Origin of the sequence: Myxococcus sp. NMCA1 (assembly GCF_026810205.1) — a bacterium.
Taxonomy (GTDB): domain Bacteria; phylum Myxococcota; class Myxococcia; order Myxococcales; family Myxococcaceae; genus Myxococcus; species Myxococcus xanthus_A.
Genome location: NZ_CP113950.1, coordinates 6,952,337 through 6,972,271, shown reverse-complemented (window position 1 = coordinate 6,972,271; position 19,935 = coordinate 6,952,337). Strand labels below are relative to the sequence as shown.

The window sequence follows — 19,935 nt, the reverse complement described above, 5'->3', positions numbered from 1 at the left end:
TATGTCGTTCCCTGTTGCTAAGGCAGCGAACGTGAAGGGAATGGGGTGGTGCGCGGTGCTGCTGGCCGGTCTGGTTGGCTGTGGACAGGAGGCGCAGAAGCCGGCGCCCGAACAGGAAGCCATCGAGGCCGTGAAGGCGCAGGCGCAGCAGCTCCAACCTCCCGCGGGCTGCACCGAAATCACGATGGGGGAGCTGGCCAACGGCATCGGGCTGACGCCGACGATGTACTCACCGCAGCCGACGTACCGCGGCAACTTCAACAGCTTTGGCGACCCGGCGTTCCCGGACCCGGCGCGCATCCGCCTGGACGTGAACACGGCGCCCGGCCTGTATGACCTGTCCGTGGGCGGAGGCAACACCTTCACCTGTGATCGCTGCGTCTTCGGCTATCAGGATGAGGGCTCGCCCGCTGAGAAGTTCTTCGTCGCCGACGCGGGCACGCTCCTGCTCGCGGTGAAGGTGTCGCCACAGCAGACCATTGGCGCGCTGACGAACGTGACGCTGCGTGAGTCGGTGGATGCCCCGCCCCTCAACGCGCCGTACTGGGGCAGCGCGGTGGTTCCGGGAGGCGAGTGCCGGTGGATTCGCTTCGCGACGTGGAACACGGTGCGCCAGGACGGGTGCGACCCTCGCCAGGGCTCGTTGACGGCGAACCTGCCGGACACCACCTGCGTCCCGGATGACTACGTTGCTTCCGACGGCACGCTGGAGCGCGCGCTGGGGACCAAGGTCCAGGGAGAGGCCTGCACGAAGACCGCGGCGGCGAGCGACTCCGAACTGGCCTCGACGGATTGCGAGCAGGGCTTCGCCTGCACCGACCTGCTGTCGGAGAACGCCCAGTGCCTCAAGACATGTGACTTCATGGCGCCCAACCCCGGCTGCCCCTCCGGCACCATGTGCGGCGTGTACGGCCTGTGCACCGAGCAGTCCGTCCTCGAGCAGAGTGGCTTCGTGTTCGACCCCGCGCTGACGGGTGAGATCTGCAGCCTGGGCTTCGCGCATTACTGTGGCACCGAGGGCGCGCGTGGTGTGTGTGCCGACCTGAACCGCGACGGCAAGGGCGAGTGCTACCCCTACCACCGCGCCCGCTCCGAGTGTGGCCCGGGCGATGAGCTGGGTTACATGAACTACGCGCTCTCCGGTGGCGGCTTCGACCGGGGCCACGGCTTCTGCTACCACGACGGCCTCTAGCCCTCCCCGCCACTGCCCGGTCCCTCATGTGGGCCGGGCGGTGGTGTCTTCCAGGGCGGCGCCATGAGGGGGAACCTGGATGCCCCAAGAGGTCGGGACCCCTTCGCCAGGTGACGTCGCGGCTCTGCACCAACGTGGCTCGGAAGGCCTCGGGCGCCGCGAATGACCCGCGTGCCAACTCGATGGCCTCGTGCCAATTCATTGGCAAAAGGACGACAGCCTCGCGGGCACGTGGCAATGGGGGCACCACTCACAAGGAGCTAGGCTGAACCATGGCCACTGGTTTCACGACCGAGCGTGTACTCTCGGTGCAACACTGGTCTGACCGTCTCTTCTCCATCGTCTGCACGCGCGACAGCGGCTTCCGATTCCAGAACGGTCAGTTCGTGATGATGGGTCTCGAGGTCAAAGGTCGCCCGCTCATGCGCGCGTACTCGATGGCGAGCGCGAACTACGACGACACGCTCGAGTTCTACTCCATCAAGCTCCAAGACGGCCCGCTCACCTCGCGACTGCAAAAGGTCGCTCCGGGCGATCAAGTGCTCGTGGGCACGAAGGCGGTGGGCACGCTCACCGTCGCGAACCTCAGGCCGGGCCGTCACCTGTGGATGCTCGCCACCGGCACCGGCCTCGCGCCGTTCCTGAGCATGGTGAAAGACCCCGAGACCTGGGAGCGCTTCGAGCGCGTCACGGTGGTGCACGGCTGTCGCCACGTGAGCGACCTCTCGTACTCGAAGTTCTTCGAAGAGCTGCTGCCGAACGACCCGTACCTGGGTGAACTCGTGCGCGAGAAGCTGACGTACTTTCCGACGGTCACGCGCGAGCCGTTCCGTAATCAGGGCCGTATCACCGACCTGCTTCGGGCGAAGCCGCTCTCACCCGAGTACGATCGCGTCGTCATCTGCGGCAGCCACGAGATGATCAAGGAGACGGCGACCATTCTCGAAGACTTCGGCTTTCAGGAAGGCGACTCGCACGAGCGCGGCGACTTCCTCATCGAGAAGGCCTTCGTCAGTCGTTGAGCAATCCGCCACGCCTCATCGAATGACGATGCGGTGCGCCACCTCGCGCCGGAGGGGCACCGGCGGCGGACTCGCGGTTCCACCGCCGGGCACCGGCTTCCCTCACGGTGTCACGGCAGGGAGACCTGGACGGGACCGTGGCCGGACGGCGTGTTCCCATCTCTGAGCTGGCCGAACATATCGGAGCCAAAGACCCACACCGCCTGGTCGTTACGCAGGACGAGTGAATGGCCACCGCTCGCGAAGACGGACGTGACCCCGGTCAGCCCGGAGACCTGCACGGCGGTATGGCGGTCGGTGTTCGTCCCATCGCCGAGCTGGCGATCTTCGTTCTTACCCCAGGCCCGGAGGGTGTTGTCGCTCAGCAGGGCCAGCGAATGGTAGCCACCCGCGGCCACGGCGATGGCACCCGTGACCCCGGGCACCTGCACGGGGCTCTCTCGCTGGGTGGTCGTCCCTCACTACCATGCGCTGGTGCCGGAAGGCGTCTTCGTGCCGGGGGGAGGGCGGCGTGCGTTTCGAGGCGTTGCCGCCGCCCACGCAAGTTGAGGTGGAGCGGCTGCTGAGGGTGGTGCGTCACCGGGTGCTGCGCCTGCTGGAGAAAAGAGGGGCCCTGCCCGCGCAAGGGCCTGAGGACGCGCTGCAGGCGTACCAGGCGCACTCCCTGCAGCAACGGCTGCGCTGGACGGAGGTGGACGTCCGGCCCCCGCCCAACAAGCAGCCGGGGTGCGCCTTGCTGGAGGGTTTCTCCCTGCATGCCAAAGACAGGCAGGGACTGGAACGGCGATGCCGCTACGGGGCGCGCGGTGCGCTGGCGCTGGAGCGGCTGTCACGAGCGGAGGACGGCCGCATCGCCTATCGGATGAAGCGCCCGCTGCCGGACGGCACCACGCACCTGCTCTTCACCGGGCTGGAACTGTTACGGCGTGTAGCGTCCCTGGTACCTCCGCCTCGGGCAAACCTCACGAGGTTCCACGGCGTCTTCGCTCCAGGCGCCAGACTGCGGCCATTTCTGGTCCCTCAAGCCGGTGCGCAGGAGGCGAGCGCGGGGCTTGAGGCAGGGGCCAGGAAGGAGCGGATGAAGGAGAGGACACCGCGAGTAGACTGGGCCGAGTTGCTCAGAAGGACGTTCGACTTCGATGTGTACGCCTGCGTGAGGTGTGGAGGCAGGCTTAAGGGGCTTGGCGTACGTGAAGGGGGCGCCCGGGGTGCGGGCAATTCTGGAGCACCTGGGCTTGCCGACGGGATGTGCGAGGTTGGCCCCGTCAGCGGCCCTCCTCGGCCCCTCTGCACCCTCCCTCCCCCTCAACTGCACCAGAGAGGCACCGCCAGCAGCGACAAGAAAGGCAACGGCCCCACCAGCGAGCCCGCCTGGGACAGGGAATGCGCGCCCCGCTCTCGGCAGCCATCAGTGGCCCTCCCCCCAGAGGGCTCCGTCGCCCTCGTAGGCGGACTCCTGCTGCACGACCCACGGCTCCGTCACGACGCGATAGCCCCACAGGCCCAGGCCGCCCATGACGAGCGCTGGCAGCAACACGGCGACCGAGGCCCTGACCCAGCCCGAGCGGGACAGGCTCCGGTACGCCATGACACGCACCCCGGTGGCCCAGACCAGCGACACTGGCAGCGCGAAGAAAGGCAACAGGCCCACCAGGGAGACCCCTTGGGACATGACATGCCTGCGCAGTGTCATGCGGAACGAACCAGGGACTCCGGCCATCCTCAACAACAGGTGCTCGACCCCTGACACCACGAGTGTCGCGACCGGCGATAGCACAGCCGCCACCCCCAGGATGATGAGAGGCAGGGCAACGAGCAGACGGAAAGAGAAGGAGTCGAAGCTCCCATACGGGGAGCCGAGGACATTCAAGAGGCCGAGGAGAGTGTAGAGCCCGCCCGAGGGAAGATAGAGCACACAGAAGCAAAGCAGCGCGAAGAGCAGGGAACTGCCCACGCTCCCCTCCGGCTCCATCCTTCCGAACGTGGTGGCGGGGCGCAGCATCACTTCCTTGCACGTCAGGCGGAAAGCCTTCCCCAGGCCCAGCTCCGCACGCCTGTCCCAGGGAAGCGACTGGACGCCCGTCGAGGACTCACGCGCTTCGCTCCTCGGGTCGTCACTCGCGACCGACGCCTGACCTGAGGGACCTGCGACTTCGGATACGTCAACCATCTTCGGACCACCCTTTGGGAGCACGCTATTCGAGCAGCGCGAACCCAACGGAGTATCGCAAGGGCTCTAGCCCTCGGGACGATGCCGAGGCTCAGCGGTCGGGACAGGCCCGTGAGCGGCGGCCAGGCGCGCGCTGACCGGTCAACACCCGCTGAAGTTGCCCCGCACCGTCGAGGGCGCAATGCGCCAACCACCCCGTGCTTCAGAGCTTGGCGTGCCACTCCTTCAGCAGCGCCGCTTCCTGCTCCCGCGTGATGCCGGCACGCAGCGTCGCCTGGCGCTCGGCCGGCTGGCTGCGGAACCACGCAAGCAGATCGGTCACCGTGGTGTCGAAGGGGCGGTAAGTGAGCCCGGCCGCCATCGCCCGGGCATTGCTGACCGCCCCGTAGCCCGCATAGGGCCCGCTCTTTGACGGCACCCAGATCGGCAGCTCAACCTTCTTCTCCTCAAGGAATTCCGGCGACACATGCGTGTACGTCGGCTTCTTGCCGGTGACCCGCTCGCAGCCTTTCAGCATGGCCGTGGTGCTCAGCGGTTTCGCCGGGCCAACAGCATTGAACGTGCCAAGCGTGCCCGCTTCCGCAAGGCGGATCATCCACTCGCCCAGGTCGCGGCCGTCGATGATCTGCACCGGGTCGGAGCCATCGCCGGGCACGAGCATCTCGCCGCCCTGCGCCACGCGGTGCGGCCAGTACGTGAAGCGATCGGTTTCGTCGCGCGGGCCGACGATGTAGCCAGGCCGGACGATGGTGACGCGCTTGCCGAACTGCTTGCGCGCTTCGGCCTCGCTCAACGCCTTGAGCGGACCGTACAGGTGCTCGATGTCCGCTTTCAGTGAGTCCTGCGTTTCGGCCATCGCGTCCTTGCCCGCATACACCGCCAGCGGCGCGTCCTCGGTGATGCCCTGCTTGCTGCCGTCGGCATAGACGGAAATCGTCGAGATGAAGAGGTAATGCCCGACGTTGCCCTTGAGCACCTTGCCGGCATCGCGCACCCAGAACGGCAGGCTGGTGGGGTTGTCGATGCACACATCCCACTTGCGACCTTGCAGCGACTTGAGGTCGCCGGTATTGCGGTCTCCGAACAGCTGCTCGACCGCGCTCGGCCATTCCGGTGACGGGCGCTTGCCGCGGTTGAACAGCGTCACCTTGTGCCCGCGCGCCAGTGCGTAGTTGACCTGGAACGGTCCGGTGAAACCGGTGCCGCCGAGGATCAGGATGTTCAGCGGTTTCGCCGCGCGTTTGATGGCCTTGGACGGCTTTGCCCAACCCGGCAGGGCTGCGGAGGCAGCGGCGAGCGAACCGAACTTGAGCAGGTCACGACGGGTGGTGGTCATCCAATGATTCCTGGCGAGTCGGCCTGAGTTCTTAGCACATCCAAAACGGGATGCATGTGCGATGCGACATGGGCCCCGGAGCGGCCGGGAACCCGAACGGCCGCCCCCGGGGGCGGCAACCGGCATCAGGGCTGCGGCGCCGCCGGCTGCATTGTCGTGCGGCAGTCCACGCGCAGCGTGTCCGACGACCCGCGCTACGAGTAGGCACGGCACGCGCGCGCGCCTTCACGGGTGACTGGGGTGCCTGTCGCTGGGCGTCACGTTGGTGGACACGGTGGGGAAGAAGGTCGCGTTCATCAAGGCGGCGGCGCGCGCAGCGGAGCGGCAACTGCGCGTCGTGTCCTCGCGGGCGTACCGGTTGCCGTTCTCCGGCGCCGAGCGCCAGGTGGCGGTGTTCGCGAAGGAGTAGGGCAGGGGAGGGGAGGGGAGCGTCGCCGCCGCGCGAGGCGCGAAATCGCATCCATTTCCGTTTCGTTCTGACGTGGCCATCCGACGTCACCGTGCCTCGCCGCGCTCTTGAGGCATTCGCGCTCGCCTGGGACCTCGCACTGCTGGCTCCTTCGCCCTCAAAATGGCGAAAGTCGAGTCAGAGGTGGGCACTGACTGGGAGAGGAGCCTGGGCTGCACCACCCAGGCTCCAACCCGTCAAGTTACCGATGTCGTATCGCCAGGGACGCTACGGGCTGCAGTAATCCCATGCGGCATCAAAGAGACCGCCACGACCTGCAACAGCGCAGTAGTCCCGAGCACGATCCGTACAATTGGAGACGACACCTTCGACCAGATGGTACCGTTCGCGATTCCAGCACCACGCGCAGCAGCCATAGGCAGAAGCCGTCACGGTGCGCGAGTCACCCTCAATGCTGGTGTTGGTTTCAGACGCCTCTTGCTGCGGAGTGGCTGATACGTCCTCCTGGTTGGGGTCCTCGAGAGCGCCCCCGCAGCCCAGGAACAGCGCGGTTGAGAGTCCTAGCATCGCGATCAAAGACAGCTTCTTCATGTGGTGGATCCTTTCGCAATGGAGCCTCGGATGGGATGCTCCATTAATGGCTGGTGATATTCTGCAAATACCGCAAAATCAAGAAAATCCAGATTTTATATGTGGATGGTTTCAGGGCTCAGGGTGTGTGGGACAGAGGCGCTGTGGGAGTCTGCTTTTTGGAGGTAGGTGGTGTGTCTTGCGCGTTGTGTCACCAATGAGGTTCCAGAGAGGATTTGAGGACACCCAGAGCTGTGCGGGTAGAGCGGCCGCGCCCCGCCGCTCCCCCGGCGCTTGCTCGTTCGCGTTCTGGAGGGCTGTGAGTCGCTCCAGATTCACGTCATCGCGGGTCGCCGCTCAGATGCAGCAGGCGATTCTCCCGCAGACCGTCCCGAGACAAGTCTTGGTGTTGACGGGGGGGCGTGTTGGGGCAGGTGGACGCGCCGTCCCCGCCCGTGATGAAGGCCAGGGTCGGGTCGTCCAGTTCCAGGACGGAGGCGGGGCTGTCGGGCAGCGCGGCACGCTCCGCGTCGGAGAGGCTGTCGTAGTGGTCCGGGTCACGCCAGGCGCGGAGGATGTGGCTCTTGTTGTTGTCGCTCATGGGGTCGTCCTCATGGGTTGTGTGGGACAGCCACCGGGCCGCCAACCCTCGCGGTGCCGGAACTCGTCGAGGTCCGGGCCGCATCACCCCATGGGGGGCGCCACCGCGAGAATGTCTGGCACCCGCTCCGGTGCCGCGAGGCGGGCCAGGCCATAGGCAATGCCCGCGAGCCCGACCATCAGGCCCGGTGTCTCAATGCTTTCGGGCAGCCCGTGCCGATGGCCGTGCTCGTTGATGTCCTGGAGGATGCCGCCCGCAAGCCGGTATGTGTGCCGCAGGAGTGCGTCGTCGCGCAGGACGCGCGCCGCTTCCAACAGGAAGAGGACGTTGCCCAGGTCGCCGTGACACAGGCCGTGCTTGTAGCCAAAGCCAGTGGTGCGCGTGACGTTCACCGCGGCCTGAATCTCCTCGCGGACACGGGCGTCATCGAGGAGCGGCAGGGTGCCGAGCCGTGCCAGTCCGATACCGGGTGCGCCATTGCACCAGCCACACATGAAGGCCGGCCCGTCACCGCCGCGCACGCCCGTGTCGGCGCGCAGGTCAGGCCAGTTCCCTCAAGCCGGTGCGCAGGAGGCGAGCGCGGGGCTTGAGGCAGGGGCCAGGAAGGAGCGGATGAAGGAGAGGACACCGCGAGTGGACTTTCGCAGAGTTGCTCAGGAGGACGTTCGACTTAGAGGTGTACGCCTGCGTGAGGTGTGGAGGCAGGCTTAAGGGCCTTGGCGTACGTGAAGGGGGCGCCCGGGGGGCGGGCAATTCAGGAGCACCTGGGCTTGCCCACGGGATGTGCGAGGTTGGCCCCGGCATGAGGGCGACCCCAGGCCGCGGGGTGTTGAGGCTCAAGAGGCGCCAAGAGGTCCATGCCCCTGCTACGCACCTGAGGGGAGCGCGGTCTGGGCAGGCGTGTGCCCCAAGGGGGCTCAAGCGGCCTGTCCACCGGACGGGAGCATCACTCGGGCGGCCCCGTCAGCGGCCCTCCTCGGCCCCTCTGCACCCTTGCCCGCGAGACGTTCAAGCTGCTGGGCTGAAGTCCTGCACCTGGCCGCGCAACGTGTGCGCGGCCAGGGTGCCCTTACAGGGCTCCGTCCTACTTGCAGGCGGACGCGTCGGGGTGGTGGCCCCGGAGCTGCGTCAGGCCGTCGGTGCACGCGGCAGTGCAGACCCTGGCCGTCTCGTCGGTCTTCCAGCAGGAACCGTCGGCGCCGTAGGTCACTTCGGCGGTGGCCTGAATCTCGGGGGTCGTGGCCTTGATGCAGGCCAGGTACTTCTTGCACTCGGCGCTCTGCTCCGAGTCATCGCTGCCACATGCCGTCAGTCCCAACACCGCAACCGCCAGGATCATCGACTTGAACAAGGTTCCTCCGAATCAAAGGGGGATCTGTCGTCTACCTGACCGTGTGGGGTGAGCTCAACCCTCCTTGAAGTCAGAATGCCCCATCGCAGAGGAGCCTCCGCCGACACATCATCCACTTCGAAGGTAGGCGCATTGCCCGGGGCCAGGCCCGCGCGGTGAGCAGAGCGTCCGTGACGGGGGCCTTGCTCACCGGAGGACACGAGGCTGCATCAGCCCACCGTAGTCCAGGTGGAAGAGACACCCGAGCCGGCGCTGGAGGTCTTCGCTCCAGGCCGGGGTTCCGGGCTCGTTCGTCTCCACGGCCAGTTCCTCGCGCAAGCGGGCGGCGGCCTCGGACACATCCCGTGCTTCCGTCAGGCAACCTTCCTGGAAGCGCAGCTCGTGGACCTCGTGCCAGCAGATGGCGGTGTGGGCGGTGTGCCTTCTCACCTCCCGCATGGGCTCGGGAAGATCGGAATTGTTCGAGGTACAGGGCTCCATCCGAGACGCCGTAGGTGCATTGGTAGCGTCCGACATCGGGGATGGAGACAACCTGGGGACGCAGTCCATGCGGCTTGGGCTGGAACAGCCCTGAGCCCCTGAAAGAGTCGATGATGAAGAAGCGCTCGCGGTAGTGGAGGGCGCCGCTCCAGTGGCCAAAGAACGTGGTCATTCCTCGTGGCAGGGTACCAGCGAGATGCAGCGGATGGTCATTGCCCGCGAGACGTGGCATTCGATGGGGTTCGTCACGCGTGGCTCCAGAGGTCAGCGCGTTGCCCTGGAAACGGCCCGCGCGGTGAGCGCGGGCAGCGCTCAGCCGCGGGGCATTCAGCTCAGGCGAGGCGGTTCAGTAGCAGTAGCAAGACTTGCTGCTGGTGCAGAAGCCACCCGAGAATCCAGATTCAATGCATGGGGTGAAGGGAGCGCGGTCTGGGCAGGCGTGTACCCCAAGGGGGCTCAAGCGGCCTGTCCACCGGACGGGAGCATCACTCGGGCGGCCCCGTCAGCGGCCCTCCTCGGCCCCTCTGCACCCTCCCTCCCCCTCAACAGGGCCCCCATCCCTCTTATGCGTACCCCTGTGTGGCCGCTTCGGGGGGAGGGCAGGAGCGGTGTACGTTGGGCCGCACTCTGGCGGCCGGTACTCGCGGAGTACACAGGGGGGCACCATGAGTCATCTCGACGATGGCGAAGAGAGAAGCACCGAAGCGCTCATCCAAGCTTCACTTGAGGGTGACGAGGACGATGAGCGCGCCTGGGCCGCTATCAGGGCGCTGCACCGACGGGGGACGCGCGACGTGCTGGATGCTGCCATCCAACTTCTCGGTGCTCGCTCTGCGAAGGCACGGGAGCGCGGCGCAGCCATCTTGGGTCAGCTTGGAGGTGGAACCCCCGCCTTTCCGGCGGAGTGCGGCGAGGCGCTGCTGGACCAGCTCCGGCGGGAGAGGGAGCCCGCTGTCCTCCTCGCTGTCGGTGTTGCGCTGGGGCATCTGAGGGAGCCTCGTGCCCTTTCTGAACTCATCCATCTGGCGAGTCATCCAATTGCCGAGGCGCGCTATGGCGCGGTGCACGGACTGGCTGTCTTGGAGGCGCCGGAAGCTGTTGATGCACTCATTCGGCTTTCGGCCGATGAGGACCGCGACGTTCGGGACTGGGCGACCTTTGGTCTGGCCTCCCTTCGGGAGGATGTCGACACACCGCAGTTGCGTGATGCACTTGCAGCGCGTCTCGGCGAAGAGGACGCGGAGATTTTCGGGGAGGCACTGGTGGGCTTGGCGGCCCGCAAGGACCCTCGCGCAGTCGAGCCCGTGCGTGCGGCGCTTTCTGGCTCTCAAGTGATGGTGTACGCGCTTGAGGCCGCTGCGTCTTCGGGCGACCCGAGCTTCTATCCATTGCTCCTCGCCATCCGTGCTTCACAGGCTCCTGCGGATAGCTACTTTCTGAGCGTCCTGGATGACGTCATCTCCCAGTTCGAGCAGAGAGTGCTGGCCTGAAGCCGATGGATAGACGCAAGTGACAACGACGGTAAGCAGGGCCCAGCGACCATGGCATGGACATGGTCCTCCTCCGCGTTGAGGTAGACCGCGTCGGTGGCGCGACCTCGACGGGTGCGGTAGTACGCGAACGTCTGCTTTCGGCACCTTGAGTTGTCCAACCGCGAGCATGTCCGCGAAGTCATCGAGGCCGGTCAGGGTGACACCTCCGACTTCGAGCCCGTCATCATGGAGCATCAGCTCTCCGTGCTCGACAAGGCGCGGGGACGAACGCTCGCGGATGCGGCGCCGCCGAAGCGCACCGGGCTCGGCGGACTGCTGCGGTCCGCCCTTTCCGGCCCAAAGCCGCAAGGAGACATCTCCGTGGAGTCCGAAGCGGGGCACACGGTGTATGCCGCCGCGGAGGGACGCCGGCTGTTCTCGTACTCGGATGAAGGCACCCGCATTGAGCCCGACCTGGGCAGGCGTTTCGTCCAGTTTCTCCGTGAGCGCTACCACGGCCATCCTCTCATCCTCGAACGGCTCGCCTCGGAGGGCCGCGTGCCGCGCGAAATTCAATACAGCGCAAAAGACATGCGAGGCTTCCCCGGGAGCACCATCACGTTGCGGGTCCAATCCGCCAACGTCGTGCCCGACAGTGGGATACCGCTCGAGGGCTACCGCCGCGTGGTGCAGGGAAGACCCGGGCTTCCGGACGACGCCACGCTGGAGCGCGTGACGCTCGGCGCCGCTCCGGACAGCGCCCAGGTGCGGGAGCGGCGGCAAATGGAAGCGAAGGAGTCCGTGGACGCCGGCCGCATGCTCGACAGCGTGCTCGCGTTTTTCGAGCTGACGTTGCAAACCGGTGAGGCGGTACCGGGGTTGGGAGAGGCGATTCAAAGCACTCCGGACGCCGACATGCGCCGTTTCTGGGAGGTCATGTTGAGGTCCTCCGACAACGCAGCAGCCAGCACCATGGCCGCGACACTCGTTGAGCTTCGTGCGGCGGCGGGGCGCCACGCGCATGTTCTCAAGAGCTTCGAATCAGGGGCCCGCCGTACACTCAATGAGCCCCAAGAGGCGCACGCGTTGCTGCTTGAGGTCATTGAGGCCAATCCATTCTTCACTTGGGCCTACACGGAGCTGGGAGACATCTGCGTCGCGGACTGGGACATGGGCGCGGCTTGGCTGTGTTGGGATGCTGCGAGGAACATCGCGCCGGGCCACCACTTGCTGAAGGATGTGAGCGCGTTGGAGGAGATGCTGGCCGCTAAGCATCCCGAGTATTTCTGAAGGCGCAGCAACCGCTTCGAAGATGGGCAGGGGCAGCGGATTACGCGTCACATCCTGGGCCGTCGGGAGTCCATCCGGTGACCCCGTGGTCCAGCGCATGATTGTCGTTGCCGCGCAGGTGGACTCAGGGCCGCGGAACGCTGGCGGCGGGCTGGGGAAGCGGCTCGCGGACGAGCCACGTCTCCAGCCGCGAGCGCCACTTCAGCGCGGGCCGCTCCACACCGTGGTGCAGCGCGAGCGACGCGAGCAGCACCGTCACGGCGCCTCCCAGCAGCGTGACGGGGTGGAATGCGTCCATGCCATGGGGCTCCAGCGCCACTCGGACTCCGTGCTGCACGGCCTTGTGGGTGAGGTAGACGGTAAAGCTCAACACTGCGAAGGTCCTCGCGCCGGGGATGCGGGCGCACACACGCGAGGCGGCCGGGCCCGCCAGGGCTACGAGCAGCGCCGCGTAGCCCAGTGACGTCAGGGGGAACGCGAGCATCGTGTGGGCCAGGTATCGGAAGTGTTGCTCGTTCAGCCAGAGCACGCCTCCCAGGCACCCGAGTCCCACCAGTGCAAGGACTCCGGCGCGGGACCCTTGCGTCCATCGTTCCCATGCCGCGGGCCGGAAGACGCGCAGCGTCGCGAGCAACGCGCCGCATGTCAGCCCGTCGAGCCGCGCGTACGTGGGGTAGTAGAGGAGCGTGTCGTAGCCTCGCCATCCGGCATCACTCGGTCCGAGCATCGAGAAGTAGCGCTGCCACAGGCCGCCTCGCAGAAGCATGCCGGCCACCATCAATCCCACCGCGCCCGCGAGCAGGTGCGCAGCCCGAACGCGTCCGCGCAGCGCGAGGACGGCGAGGGGCAGCACCAGGTAGAAGTGTTCCTCCACGCACAACGACCACGCGTGGGAGAAGCCGTTCAGGCGCAGCCCGAAGTTCTGCGTGAAGGTGAGGAAGCGCCACGCGGGCGTCTCCACGGGGCGTTCACTCCACGCGGGAATGAAGAGATACAGGGCCACTACGATGAGATAGGGCGGAAGGATGCGAAGGGAGCGCCGCAGGTAGAAGCGCTTCAGGGATGGCGTCTCCCCTCGGGACACCGGCTCCAGGAGCTGAGAGCCGATGAGGAAGCCGCTCAGCACGAAGAACAACTCCACGCCCGTCCAGCCGAAGTTGGCGAGCATCCGGTAGGTCTCGTGGCCTTCGGGGCGCGGGTAGTGGAAGAGGAGGACGATGAGGATGGCCAGGCACCGGAGCAGGTCCAGGCCGGCGAGGTGACGGGGTTCGGTGGCGTTCAGCGGAGTCGGCCTCAGCGGTGGGGACTCGCTGGATGGTAGGGGACATCGCCAGTGGAGCGTCACCTGATTTCGGGCCCCGCTGTTTATCGCCGGGCCTCGGTTGGAAGAATGCATGGGATGCCGGGACGTCGTGCTTTGGGCGGAGACCGTTGCGGCTGAGCGGGGGGATGCCCCTGGGCCTCACGAAGCACCATTCGCACGGTGGCTCAACGAACAGTCGCTTACGGCTGCGACTCCGGGGCTCCGTACATCGACTCAATCAACGCCGCGTGCTTCCGAACGACCGCGTGACGCTTGACCTTCAGCGACGCCGTGAGTTCGCCTCCATCCACCGAGAACGGACCGGGCGACACTCGAAACGTCTTGATGCACTCGAAGGACGCCAGACCCACGTTCGTTTCCGCGACCAGTGTCTGCAGGACGTCGTTGATTCGCGGGTGGGTCGGGTCCGCCGGGAGCCCCTCGCGGCGAGCCATCTCGGCGAGTATCTCAGCGTCGAGCGCAAACAAGGCCGTGCAGTAATTCCGTCCATCGCCAATCAGGACCGCCTCCTGGATGCGCGAGTGTCGCTTGAGCTGTGCCTCGATTTTCAGCGGCGCGACATATTTTCCACCGCTCGTCTTGAGCAGTTCCTTCTTTCGCCCGGTAATCCGAACTGAGCATCACCTGCTTCGGTGGCTCTCCCGCACTTCGTGTGGACCGTAGGCTCAAATGGTGAGCAGCACGCGACGACGCAGCAGGTCGAAGCTGGCGCGGCCGTACATCTGACGCTTGAGGAGCTTGAGCTTCGTGATTTGGCCCTCGGCCTGGGCGTTACTCCAGGGAGACGTCAGCGCGGCCCGGACGGCATCGCCGTCCTGTTCGAGTCCCCTCGCAAAGGTTTCAATTACGCGCACACCGCACTTGCGAGCCTTACCCAGCCACGTTTCAAAGGGCCTACAGGACCTCGTTGGCTCGGCTCTGCGTGCGATGCCCCGCGAGCGCACGAGTTCACAAAATTGCCGAGTCAATGCGATGACACGCGCGACTTCCTCGTCCTGCTCGATGCGCGCCAATGCCGCGGCCTCCGTGGAGGTCAGCTCGGAGGGCCGCTTCACGCACAGCCACGCCAATTGCTTCGGCGAGGCGAGCGCGTCGGGGCGCGTGCCCGTCGACCACCAAATTGCCGCCGGGGTAGCTGCGTGCGCCGAAGCGAGGCGGAACGGTCCGTCGCATTGGGAGCCAACTGTGGACTTGACGTGATGTGCCACGAAAGCCCTGGGCGCGAATCTCCCGCCAGAGTTCACATGCGTTCTCACACCCCGCGGCCTGCCGCTGCGTCAGGTACTCCAGACAAGGGCCGAGAATGCTCGGTTCAGGCACACGCGCCGCGCGTTCTGGAAAGGCTTCGGCGGCGGCATATTTGCGCACCGTTCCTCGCGCCAGCCCCAGCGTGCGACTGATTCTCAGCAGGGGTTCCCCTGCCAGATGACGACGCCGGACGGCTTCGTATGCAGCGACACGCTGAGAGCGACTCTCCTCTCGGGCACGAGCTTCGGCGTGAGTTCGCGAGTAACTGGTGTGCCGACGGAGGAAGGAGAGGGGGGCATCGGGGCGGCAACACTCCTGTCAGGGGGCGCTCGGTGCCGCCGCCCTGGCATCCGCTTCAGCGACAACTGCTCGCAGGTACTCCAGCCAGTCGATGAGGGCCTCGTCGGGGAGGTGATGGGAGCGGCTCTTCCAGAGTGCCCGCTCCAGTCCTCGGGGCGGACAAAGGCGAGACATCAGTTCCCGCCGGACTGTCTGCTCCGGGTACGCGCGGAGGAATGCCTCCGCCAGGGCGCGAGCTGGCTCCTGCGGCGCGCGTCCTCTCAGGTCCAGCAGGAGGACGAGGAGGTCGTCCGCATGCCGCTCGCTGGCGTCGAGGCTCGTGTCGTGTGCCGTCTCGAAGTCGATGAGCCAAGCGCGCTGCTCGGCCTCGTCATAGAGGAGGTTCTTCAGGTGGGCGTCCCCATGGGACCATGCCCGGGAGGCGCCGGGTAGCGTCAGGCGGTGGGCCCGGTGCAATTCCCTCGCGGCGGCCTCCATGATGTTCGGCGTGAGTCTACCTTGCTGGAGCAGCCGGTCGAGGCGCTCTCCTGGAAGGGCCTCCAGGGCAACCGCGCGCCCGCCACAAGGCTCGGCAAGGCGGCCCGGGTGCAGGAGCGCGAAGGAGGCCAACTCGCCAGCTCGCCAGCGTGAGATTGAAGGATGCATCCGGATGCGGCTGCGCGATAGGTGCAGGAAGACATTGCCTACGAGGATGACCGCACCCATGCCGAGGCGTCGCTGCTTGTGCCAGAGGGAGACGCCTCGCCGGACTTCCAGGGACACCGTGTTGACGCGCACCGCGTCCATCGCGAGGGCGAGTCCGTGGTTCCAGCACTCCGGGAGGGACCGCGCGCGGCTCACGTTCGTAGCTCCTCGTACCAGAGCACGACCGCGAGACAGCCCAGACACCAACAGCGGACCCATCCGCGTCCCACCACCCCTCCGAGCAGCATCACCCCGGCCAGCATGAGCACCGTTCCCATGGCGCTCGGCGTGCCGCCTGCCCGGCGGAGCAGGACGCGTCCGCTCTGCCAAGGATGCTCCGTGCCATCCAACAGCAGTGGGAACAGGAAGAGCCCCTGGGCCTCAGCGGCATAGAACGCGAGCCCCGCCACTACGAGCGCCACCGCGAGAGGCGCCCCGAGTCCGGATGCGAACCCTCCGGCGACTCCTGCGGAGAGCAGTGCGCCACCGTACTTGAGGGCGCCCCATCGACCCACGTTGGACGGCACGGCGGCCGCGGGCTGACCTCGTACCAGGGCCAGACCGTTCGCCATCCACGCCGCGCCGCCAGTGAAGCCCGTTCGCCATGCGCCTCGTGCCTCGTCGGCGAGCACCGAGCCGGGGGCGTCGTAGAGGCAGGCCGCGCGCTTCAGCAACTCGATGCCTCGCTGCCATGGCGAGGATGGGCTATCCGCCATGAAGATTCTCACGGACGAAGCAGAAATGCGCCCACGCGAGGAAGGCCGCCGCATGGCCGGCGAGCAGCGTCCGGTGCAGCAGGGCCTCCCACCGGTCGCACCGCCGACGGTGAAAGACGAACTCGTCGTAGCAGATGAGGGCCACCGTCCCGATGAGGACGACGAGCACGGGGAGCAGATACATCAGGGGCCTGTGCGCCACCGACGCGGCGCACATCAAGAGGAACAGGGGGAGTCCTCCGCCAGCCAGCGCCAGGAACTCCGCCAGGTGCTCCCGTGGCCCGACTCGGAGCCGGGCCACGCGGTGGTAGCGCCAGTCCGCCACGCCGGCCGCTGTCGCCGTCGTTCCGGCCAGCCCCGCCACCCAGAACTCCCAGGGGTAGTGGCGGGGCTCGGCGAGCCAGGAGAATCGCGTCTGCTGAGACACCACCAGCAGCGCCATTACGAACAGCACGCCCGGTGCGAGCGAGGCCAGCAAGTTGGCGGCATCCCGGACGCGCTTCAGGGATGGGCGATTCAGCAGCGGGGAAGGGCGAGAGGATGCGTTTGCCATGGTGGGCTCTCGGAGGACTCGCGGAGGAGCTTGCCATGAATAGACACCTCCCTCACCCGGAGATGTGCGCGCAGCCCGATGACCCGTCCGAACTCCGCTCCCTCAAGCCGGTGCGCAGGAGGCGAGCGCGGGGCTTGAGGCAGGGGCCAGGAAGGAGCGGATGAAGGAGAGGACACCGCGAGTGGACTTTCGCAGAGCTGCTCAGGAGGCCCCCCAAGTGGAGAGCTTCCATCGTACGTGTGTCCGAGCAGACGCAGGAGATGACTCAGGAGTGACCCAGGCTGGCTCTTCGGCCCGCGCGGCACGACGAATGGACGGCTGACGCGTCATCCCGTCTCTGCGAGAGCTCGCTGACGTGTCAACGGCGCGCCGTGAGTCGAATGCGCTCGGGATTCCTTTAGTTGAGGCATGGCATGTGGCTTGCTTTTGGCATGTGTCGCATGATCAAGGAGGGCGCATTGCGCTTCGTGAGTGGAGTGGTTGTCACGGTCAGCCTGTTGGGATGTGGTGGTCCGGAGCTGGAGAGGCAGGACGTCGAAGCGACGGGCCGCATGGACCAGGCGATTGTGGGAGGGGTCGAGGCACGTCCTGGGAGTCATCCGTGGGTTGTCAGCCTGCAGCAATACAACGATCATTTCTGCGGTGGTTCTCTCATCAGGGTTGGCAACAAGGATGAGAGCGATATCGTGGTCACGGCTGCCCATTGCGTCTACGACGGAACATCCGGATTGACTGTCGTCGCTGGGGCTCATAATTTCAATCGCCCGTCGCCCTCGCAGCAGGTTGTCGCCGCGAGAAAGACTGTCTACCATCCAGAGTACGACCCGGATACGACGGCGAACGATGTCGCGGTTGTCGTGCTCGACAAGCCCATCAAGTTCACCTCCGCGGTACAGCCTGTGTGTCTCTCGGAGGATTCGTTCTCGGTGAGCGGTGCTGCGTGCGGCACGAGCAGTGTTGGCATGCGTCCCAACCTGGTCGCGCAGTCCCCGTTGGCTGAAACGTCGCTCAACCCTGTGGGGCTCTCGTCGGTGGGTGCGGATGTCCCGGATGGCACGATGATGGTGACCGCAGGATGGGGTCTTACCAGGGAGGGGGGATACGATACATCCTCCATCTTGATGCAGGTGTGGGTTCCCACCGTGAACTCTGAGACCCTGAAGACTGCGTACAAGAAAGCAGGCATCATCATCGATCCCGATGTGATGCTCGGGGCTGGGTACATGTCAGGGGGGAAGGATAGCTGCCAGGGGGACAGCGGAGGGCCGTTGGTCGCTCAGGTCGGTGGCCGATACGTGCTCTACGGAATCACGAGCTTCGGCGTGGGCTGCGCGAGGCCGGGCTTGCCTGGTGTCTATACCCGGGTCTCTGCGTTCCGTCCCTGGATCGAAGCGCAGGTCAGAGACTACAGCCGCTCGCGGTACTGATGATGCGCTGTGGTTGGGCGGTTTCAGGGGGAGACTTGTGTCCCGCGACCGCTCCCATTGTCAGGGGGCGGCGCTCGGCGGGACGTGGGCCTCCACCCAGGCCACGATGTCTCCAATGACCTTCTCCGCGTCGGGTTCGTGCGCGAGGTCGTGGCGCTGGCCCTCGTAGATGATGAGGCGCTTGTCGGCGATCGTGGCCTGCGCCACCAGGGCGCGGCTGCCTTCGATGGAGGTGATGACGTCCTCGCCCCCGTGCACCACCAGCAGGGGGAGTCTCAGGTCCTGGAGCCTCCCCTCGAGCACTTCGATGGCGGCGATGAGCGCCTTGGCGGAGCGCGCGGGCAGCCCGGGGAGAATCGTGCCGACGATCTTCGCCAGTCGCGTGCCACACCTGAGGCGCGAGGAAGGCCGGAGCGCCCTCCCCGCTCCACCGGGGGGCCATGGACCTCGGCCCCACCGTTCACTCAACTCACGGAGGGCCCAGGCGCCCCATCCGGACCCGCCCATCCCAAGGAGACAGGCTGCGCCCGCCGCCAAATGAGTCCCACATGTTTCCACTGGTGTATGGATTTCCAATGTTGATGGCCATGCGGAGCGTCTGCGTGCCATTGCCGAAGACCACCGTGAACACGCTGTTCGCGAACATCGCTACGCCCGGGAAGTTGGCGCGGTGCCAGGTGTACGAGGAGTTGACGCCACACTGGACCCCCGTGTTGACGACGCTCGTCGCGGACGCGAGCACAGCGCCTGCCATGCCATCACCGTAGCGGATGTGAGCGGCGGTCGGGCCGTTGCCCACCAGGAAGCACCCCTCCGCGAAGTTCGTGGTCACCGCGAAGGGAATGAGGAACGACTGTCCCATCTGAAGCGCCGCAGTATAGTCATTGGTGTGCGCCGCCGGGTAGCGGCGGTCCCCATTGTTTGCATTGGTATGCCAGCCATAAAGGGCGGCGGCCCCCGCGGCATCCATGTACGTGAGGTTGAGCGTGGCCGTCGAAACGCCGTTGCACCAGGGATAGTGCATCGTCGAAGCGACGTCGTAGGTGGTGAGTTCCCTCCAGTTCGAGTCTTCATAACAGGGGTTCAGCGACGAAGCCGAGTGCTCGTGGCGGAAGCCCAGCACGTGCCCCAGTTCGTGGATGAGCACGGTTCCCGTCGTGACATTCGGCGAGGTGGGGGGCGCCGGGTCCAGGCTGGGAATGTCGATGACCACCGTGCGCGGGATACAGCCACCTCCCGACGGAAAGAAGGCACACGCACCACCGGCCGTCCACGGCTGCACCGCGAACGTCACCGCGGGGTTCGCATTGGTGCAGCTCGCGTCCTGGGTGCTGTCATAGATGAAGTCGACGTCCGCGACGTACTCCCAGCTCGCCGCCGCGTTCGCCATCTCATTCACGATTCGCGTCTTGTTCGTACCGAAGGCATTACTGACGCAGTAGCGCAGGTTGTACCGGTTCGCCCAAGTCCAGATGTCGTCCGAGCTCCCGACGCGGTTGACGCGAAGGGGAGACTCCGTGCGGCCAGGCGACTCCGAGCCGTCCTGCCCGGTGGACGCGGCGGCCACATATCGGTCGTACCTGTCACGGAGTTCGTCGCGCGTCAGCGCCAGGTCCCACTCGACGATGTACAGCTCCTTTCCATCCACCACACGCGCCGCGTTCCGCTGATACTCCTCCCAGCTCACCACGTCCCGCGGCACATCCTGTTGCGACACCTCCTGCGCCGCGGGTGCCTGTGCCTCGGGCCCGCATGCCCACATCATCGGAGCAGCCAAGACAACCCATCCC

22 protein-coding genes and 1 pseudogene are annotated in these 19,935 nt (G+C 66.3%); 7 read left to right on the top strand and 16 right to left on the bottom strand.

All coding sequences use genetic code 11. The features are described 5' to 3' along the window. The first annotated feature begins 40 nt into the window (after positions 1 to 40). Positions 41 to 1,192, top strand: a complete 1,152-nt coding sequence (locus OZ403_RS28715; RefSeq protein ID WP_418764042.1) for a hypothetical protein — start codon at positions 41 to 43, stop codon at positions 1,190 to 1,192. Between the two features lie 272 nt (positions 1,193 to 1,464). Then, a complete protein-coding gene (locus OZ403_RS28710; RefSeq protein WP_268782267.1) occupies positions 1,465 to 2,214 on the top strand; it encodes a ferredoxin--NADP reductase in 750 nt (249 codons plus the stop codon). Positions 2,215 to 2,324: 110 nt separating this feature from the next. On the opposite strand, the gene OZ403_RS28705 is transcribed toward OZ403_RS28710, so the two are convergent. Next, positions 2,325 to 2,639 carry an RCC1 domain-containing protein gene (locus tag OZ403_RS28705; protein WP_268782266.1) on the bottom strand — a complete coding sequence of 105 codons (315 nt, stop codon included), beginning with the start codon at positions 2,637 to 2,639 and terminating at the stop codon, positions 2,325 to 2,327. Between the two features lie 41 nt (positions 2,640 to 2,680). Between OZ403_RS28705 and OZ403_RS28700 the strand changes: the two are divergent. Next, positions 2,681 to 3,142 (top strand): annotated as a pseudogene (locus tag OZ403_RS28700) (transposase); the annotation flags it as partial. 480 nt (positions 3,143 to 3,622) lie between these two features. Here the strand turns inward: OZ403_RS28700 and OZ403_RS39530 are convergent. Together OZ403_RS39530 and OZ403_RS28690 are read right to left on the bottom strand one after the other, a co-directional pair. After that, the gene (locus OZ403_RS39530; protein WP_140794505.1) at positions 3,623 to 3,886 is read right to left on the bottom strand and encodes a hypothetical protein; all 264 of its coding nucleotides are present in this window, start codon (positions 3,884 to 3,886) and stop codon (positions 3,623 to 3,625) included. Positions 3,887 to 4,586: 700 nt separating this feature from the next. Continuing rightward, positions 4,587 to 5,720 carry an SDR family oxidoreductase gene (locus OZ403_RS28690; RefSeq protein ID WP_140799567.1) on the bottom strand — a complete coding sequence of 378 codons (1,134 nt, stop codon included), beginning with the start codon at positions 5,718 to 5,720 and terminating at the stop codon, positions 4,587 to 4,589. 274 nt (positions 5,721 to 5,994) lie between these two features. Between OZ403_RS28690 and OZ403_RS28685 the strand changes: the two genes are divergently transcribed. Next, on the top strand, positions 5,995 to 6,129 hold the full coding sequence (locus OZ403_RS28685) for a hypothetical protein (RefSeq protein WP_255508193.1): 135 nt from the start codon (positions 5,995 to 5,997) through the stop codon (positions 6,127 to 6,129). A gap of 267 nt (positions 6,130 to 6,396) precedes the next feature. Here the strand turns inward: OZ403_RS28685 and OZ403_RS28680 are convergent, their stop codons facing one another. The 5 genes from OZ403_RS28680 to OZ403_RS28660 all read right to left on the bottom strand — a co-directional run bounded on the left by OZ403_RS28680 (position 6,397) and on the right by OZ403_RS28660 (position 9,080). After that, positions 6,397 to 6,720 (bottom strand): hypothetical protein, encoded by a 324-nt coding sequence (locus tag OZ403_RS28680; protein WP_140794503.1) that lies wholly within the window; start codon positions 6,718 to 6,720, stop codon positions 6,397 to 6,399. 319 nt (positions 6,721 to 7,039) lie between these two features. Next, positions 7,040 to 7,300, bottom strand: a complete 261-nt coding sequence (locus OZ403_RS28675) for a mersacidin/lichenicidin family type 2 lantibiotic (RefSeq protein ID WP_268782265.1) — start codon at positions 7,298 to 7,300, stop codon at positions 7,040 to 7,042. Between the two features lie 83 nt (positions 7,301 to 7,383). Further along, positions 7,384 to 7,821: a lanthionine synthetase LanC family protein gene (locus tag OZ403_RS28670; RefSeq protein WP_268782264.1), complete on the bottom strand. Its 438-nt coding sequence runs from the start codon at positions 7,819 to 7,821 to the stop codon at positions 7,384 to 7,386. 563 nt (positions 7,822 to 8,384) lie between these two features. Beyond that, positions 8,385 to 8,651, bottom strand: a complete 267-nt coding sequence (locus OZ403_RS28665; protein ID WP_140794501.1) for a hypothetical protein — start codon at positions 8,649 to 8,651, stop codon at positions 8,385 to 8,387. A 186-nt stretch (positions 8,652 to 8,837) separates the two neighbouring features. Further along, a complete protein-coding gene (locus OZ403_RS28660; protein WP_268782263.1) occupies positions 8,838 to 9,080 on the bottom strand; it encodes a hypothetical protein in 243 nt (80 codons plus the stop codon). A gap of 716 nt (positions 9,081 to 9,796) precedes the next feature. On the opposite strand from OZ403_RS28660, the gene OZ403_RS28655 reads away from it, so the two are divergent. Continuing rightward, positions 9,797 to 10,621: a HEAT repeat domain-containing protein gene (locus OZ403_RS28655; RefSeq protein ID WP_140799563.1), complete on the top strand. Its 825-nt coding sequence runs from the start codon at positions 9,797 to 9,799 to the stop codon at positions 10,619 to 10,621. 246 nt (positions 10,622 to 10,867) lie between these two features. Beyond that, positions 10,868 to 11,893, top strand: a complete 1,026-nt coding sequence (locus OZ403_RS28650) for a hypothetical protein (protein WP_140794498.1) — start codon at positions 10,868 to 10,870, stop codon at positions 11,891 to 11,893. Positions 11,894 to 12,017: 124 nt separating this feature from the next. Here OZ403_RS28650 and OZ403_RS28645 read toward each other — a convergent pair whose 3' ends face one another. From OZ403_RS28645 to OZ403_RS28620, 6 genes are all read right to left on the bottom strand, one after another. Further along, positions 12,018 to 13,289, bottom strand: a complete 1,272-nt coding sequence (locus OZ403_RS28645; protein WP_237081487.1) for an acyltransferase family protein — start codon at positions 13,287 to 13,289, stop codon at positions 12,018 to 12,020. A gap of 107 nt (positions 13,290 to 13,396) precedes the next feature. Next, on the bottom strand, positions 13,397 to 13,762 hold the full coding sequence (locus tag OZ403_RS28640) for a hypothetical protein (protein WP_418766509.1): 366 nt from the start codon (positions 13,760 to 13,762) through the stop codon (positions 13,397 to 13,399). Between the two features lie 120 nt (positions 13,763 to 13,882). Further along, the gene (locus OZ403_RS39830) at positions 13,883 to 14,272 is read right to left on the bottom strand and encodes a transposase (RefSeq protein ID WP_442929632.1); all 390 of its coding nucleotides are present in this window, start codon (positions 14,270 to 14,272) and stop codon (positions 13,883 to 13,885) included. 511 nt (positions 14,273 to 14,783) lie between these two features. Then, the gene (locus OZ403_RS28630; RefSeq protein WP_268782262.1) at positions 14,784 to 15,605 is read right to left on the bottom strand and encodes a phosphotransferase; all 822 of its coding nucleotides are present in this window, start codon (positions 15,603 to 15,605) and stop codon (positions 14,784 to 14,786) included. Further along, the gene (locus OZ403_RS28625) at positions 15,602 to 16,165 is read right to left on the bottom strand and encodes a hypothetical protein (protein WP_237080660.1); all 564 of its coding nucleotides are present in this window, start codon (positions 16,163 to 16,165) and stop codon (positions 15,602 to 15,604) included. Before OZ403_RS28625 ends, OZ403_RS28630 begins: the two co-directional genes overlap by 4 nt. Further along, complete coding sequence (locus tag OZ403_RS28620; RefSeq protein WP_268782261.1) at positions 16,155 to 16,718, bottom strand: hypothetical protein; 564 nt, start codon at positions 16,716 to 16,718, stop codon at positions 16,155 to 16,157. The genes OZ403_RS28625 and OZ403_RS28620 overlap by 11 nt, the downstream gene beginning before the upstream one ends. A 401-nt stretch (positions 16,719 to 17,119) precedes the next feature. On the opposite strand from OZ403_RS28620, the gene OZ403_RS28615 reads away from it, so the two are divergent. Next, a complete protein-coding gene (locus OZ403_RS28615; protein ID WP_328285472.1) occupies positions 17,120 to 18,145 on the top strand; it encodes a serine protease in 1,026 nt (341 codons plus the stop codon). A gap of 60 nt (positions 18,146 to 18,205) precedes the next feature. On the opposite strand, the gene OZ403_RS28610 is transcribed toward OZ403_RS28615, so the two are convergent. Further along, positions 18,206 to 18,613 carry a serine aminopeptidase domain-containing protein gene (locus tag OZ403_RS28610; protein WP_161605180.1) on the bottom strand — a complete coding sequence of 136 codons (408 nt, stop codon included), beginning with the start codon at positions 18,611 to 18,613 and terminating at the stop codon, positions 18,206 to 18,208. A gap of 1 nt (position 18,614) precedes the next feature. After that, a complete protein-coding gene (locus OZ403_RS28605) occupies positions 18,615 to 19,910 on the bottom strand; it encodes a M57 family metalloprotease (protein ID WP_237077498.1) in 1,296 nt (431 codons plus the stop codon). Positions 19,911 to 19,935: the final 25 nt, after the last annotated feature.

Coding starts and splice junctions, on each gene's coding strand:
- OZ403_RS28715 (WP_418764042.1), top strand. CDS start 41: ATGGGGTGGTGCGCGGTGCTGCTGGCCGGTCTGGTTGGCTGTGGACAG.
- OZ403_RS28710 (WP_268782267.1), top strand. CDS start 1,465: ATGGCCACTGGTTTCACGACCGAGCGTGTACTCTCGGTGCAACACTGG.
- OZ403_RS39530 (WP_140794505.1), bottom strand. CDS start 3,886: ATGTCCCAAGGGGTCTCCCTGGTGGGCCTGTTGCCTTTCTTCGCGCTG.
- OZ403_RS28690 (WP_140799567.1), bottom strand. CDS start 5,720: ATGACCACCACCCGTCGTGACCTGCTCAAGTTCGGTTCGCTCGCCGCT.
- OZ403_RS28680 (WP_140794503.1), bottom strand. CDS start 6,720: ATGAAGAAGCTGTCTTTGATCGCGATGCTAGGACTCTCAACCGCGCTG.
- OZ403_RS28675 (WP_268782265.1), bottom strand. CDS start 7,300: ATGAGCGACAACAACAAGAGCCACATCCTCCGCGCCTGGCGTGACCCG.
- OZ403_RS28655 (WP_140799563.1), top strand. CDS start 9,797: ATGAGTCATCTCGACGATGGCGAAGAGAGAAGCACCGAAGCGCTCATC.
- OZ403_RS28645 (WP_237081487.1), bottom strand. CDS start 13,289: ATGCATTCTTCCAACCGAGGCCCGGCGATAAACAGCGGGGCCCGAAAT.
- OZ403_RS28625 (WP_237080660.1), bottom strand. CDS start 16,165: ATGGCGGATAGCCCATCCTCGCCATGGCAGCGAGGCATCGAGTTGCTG.
- OZ403_RS28620 (WP_268782261.1), bottom strand. CDS start 16,718: ATGGCAAACGCATCCTCTCGCCCTTCCCCGCTGCTGAATCGCCCATCC.
- OZ403_RS28605 (WP_237077498.1), bottom strand. CDS start 19,910: ATGATGTGGGCATGCGGGCCCGAGGCACAGGCACCCGCGGCGCAGGAG.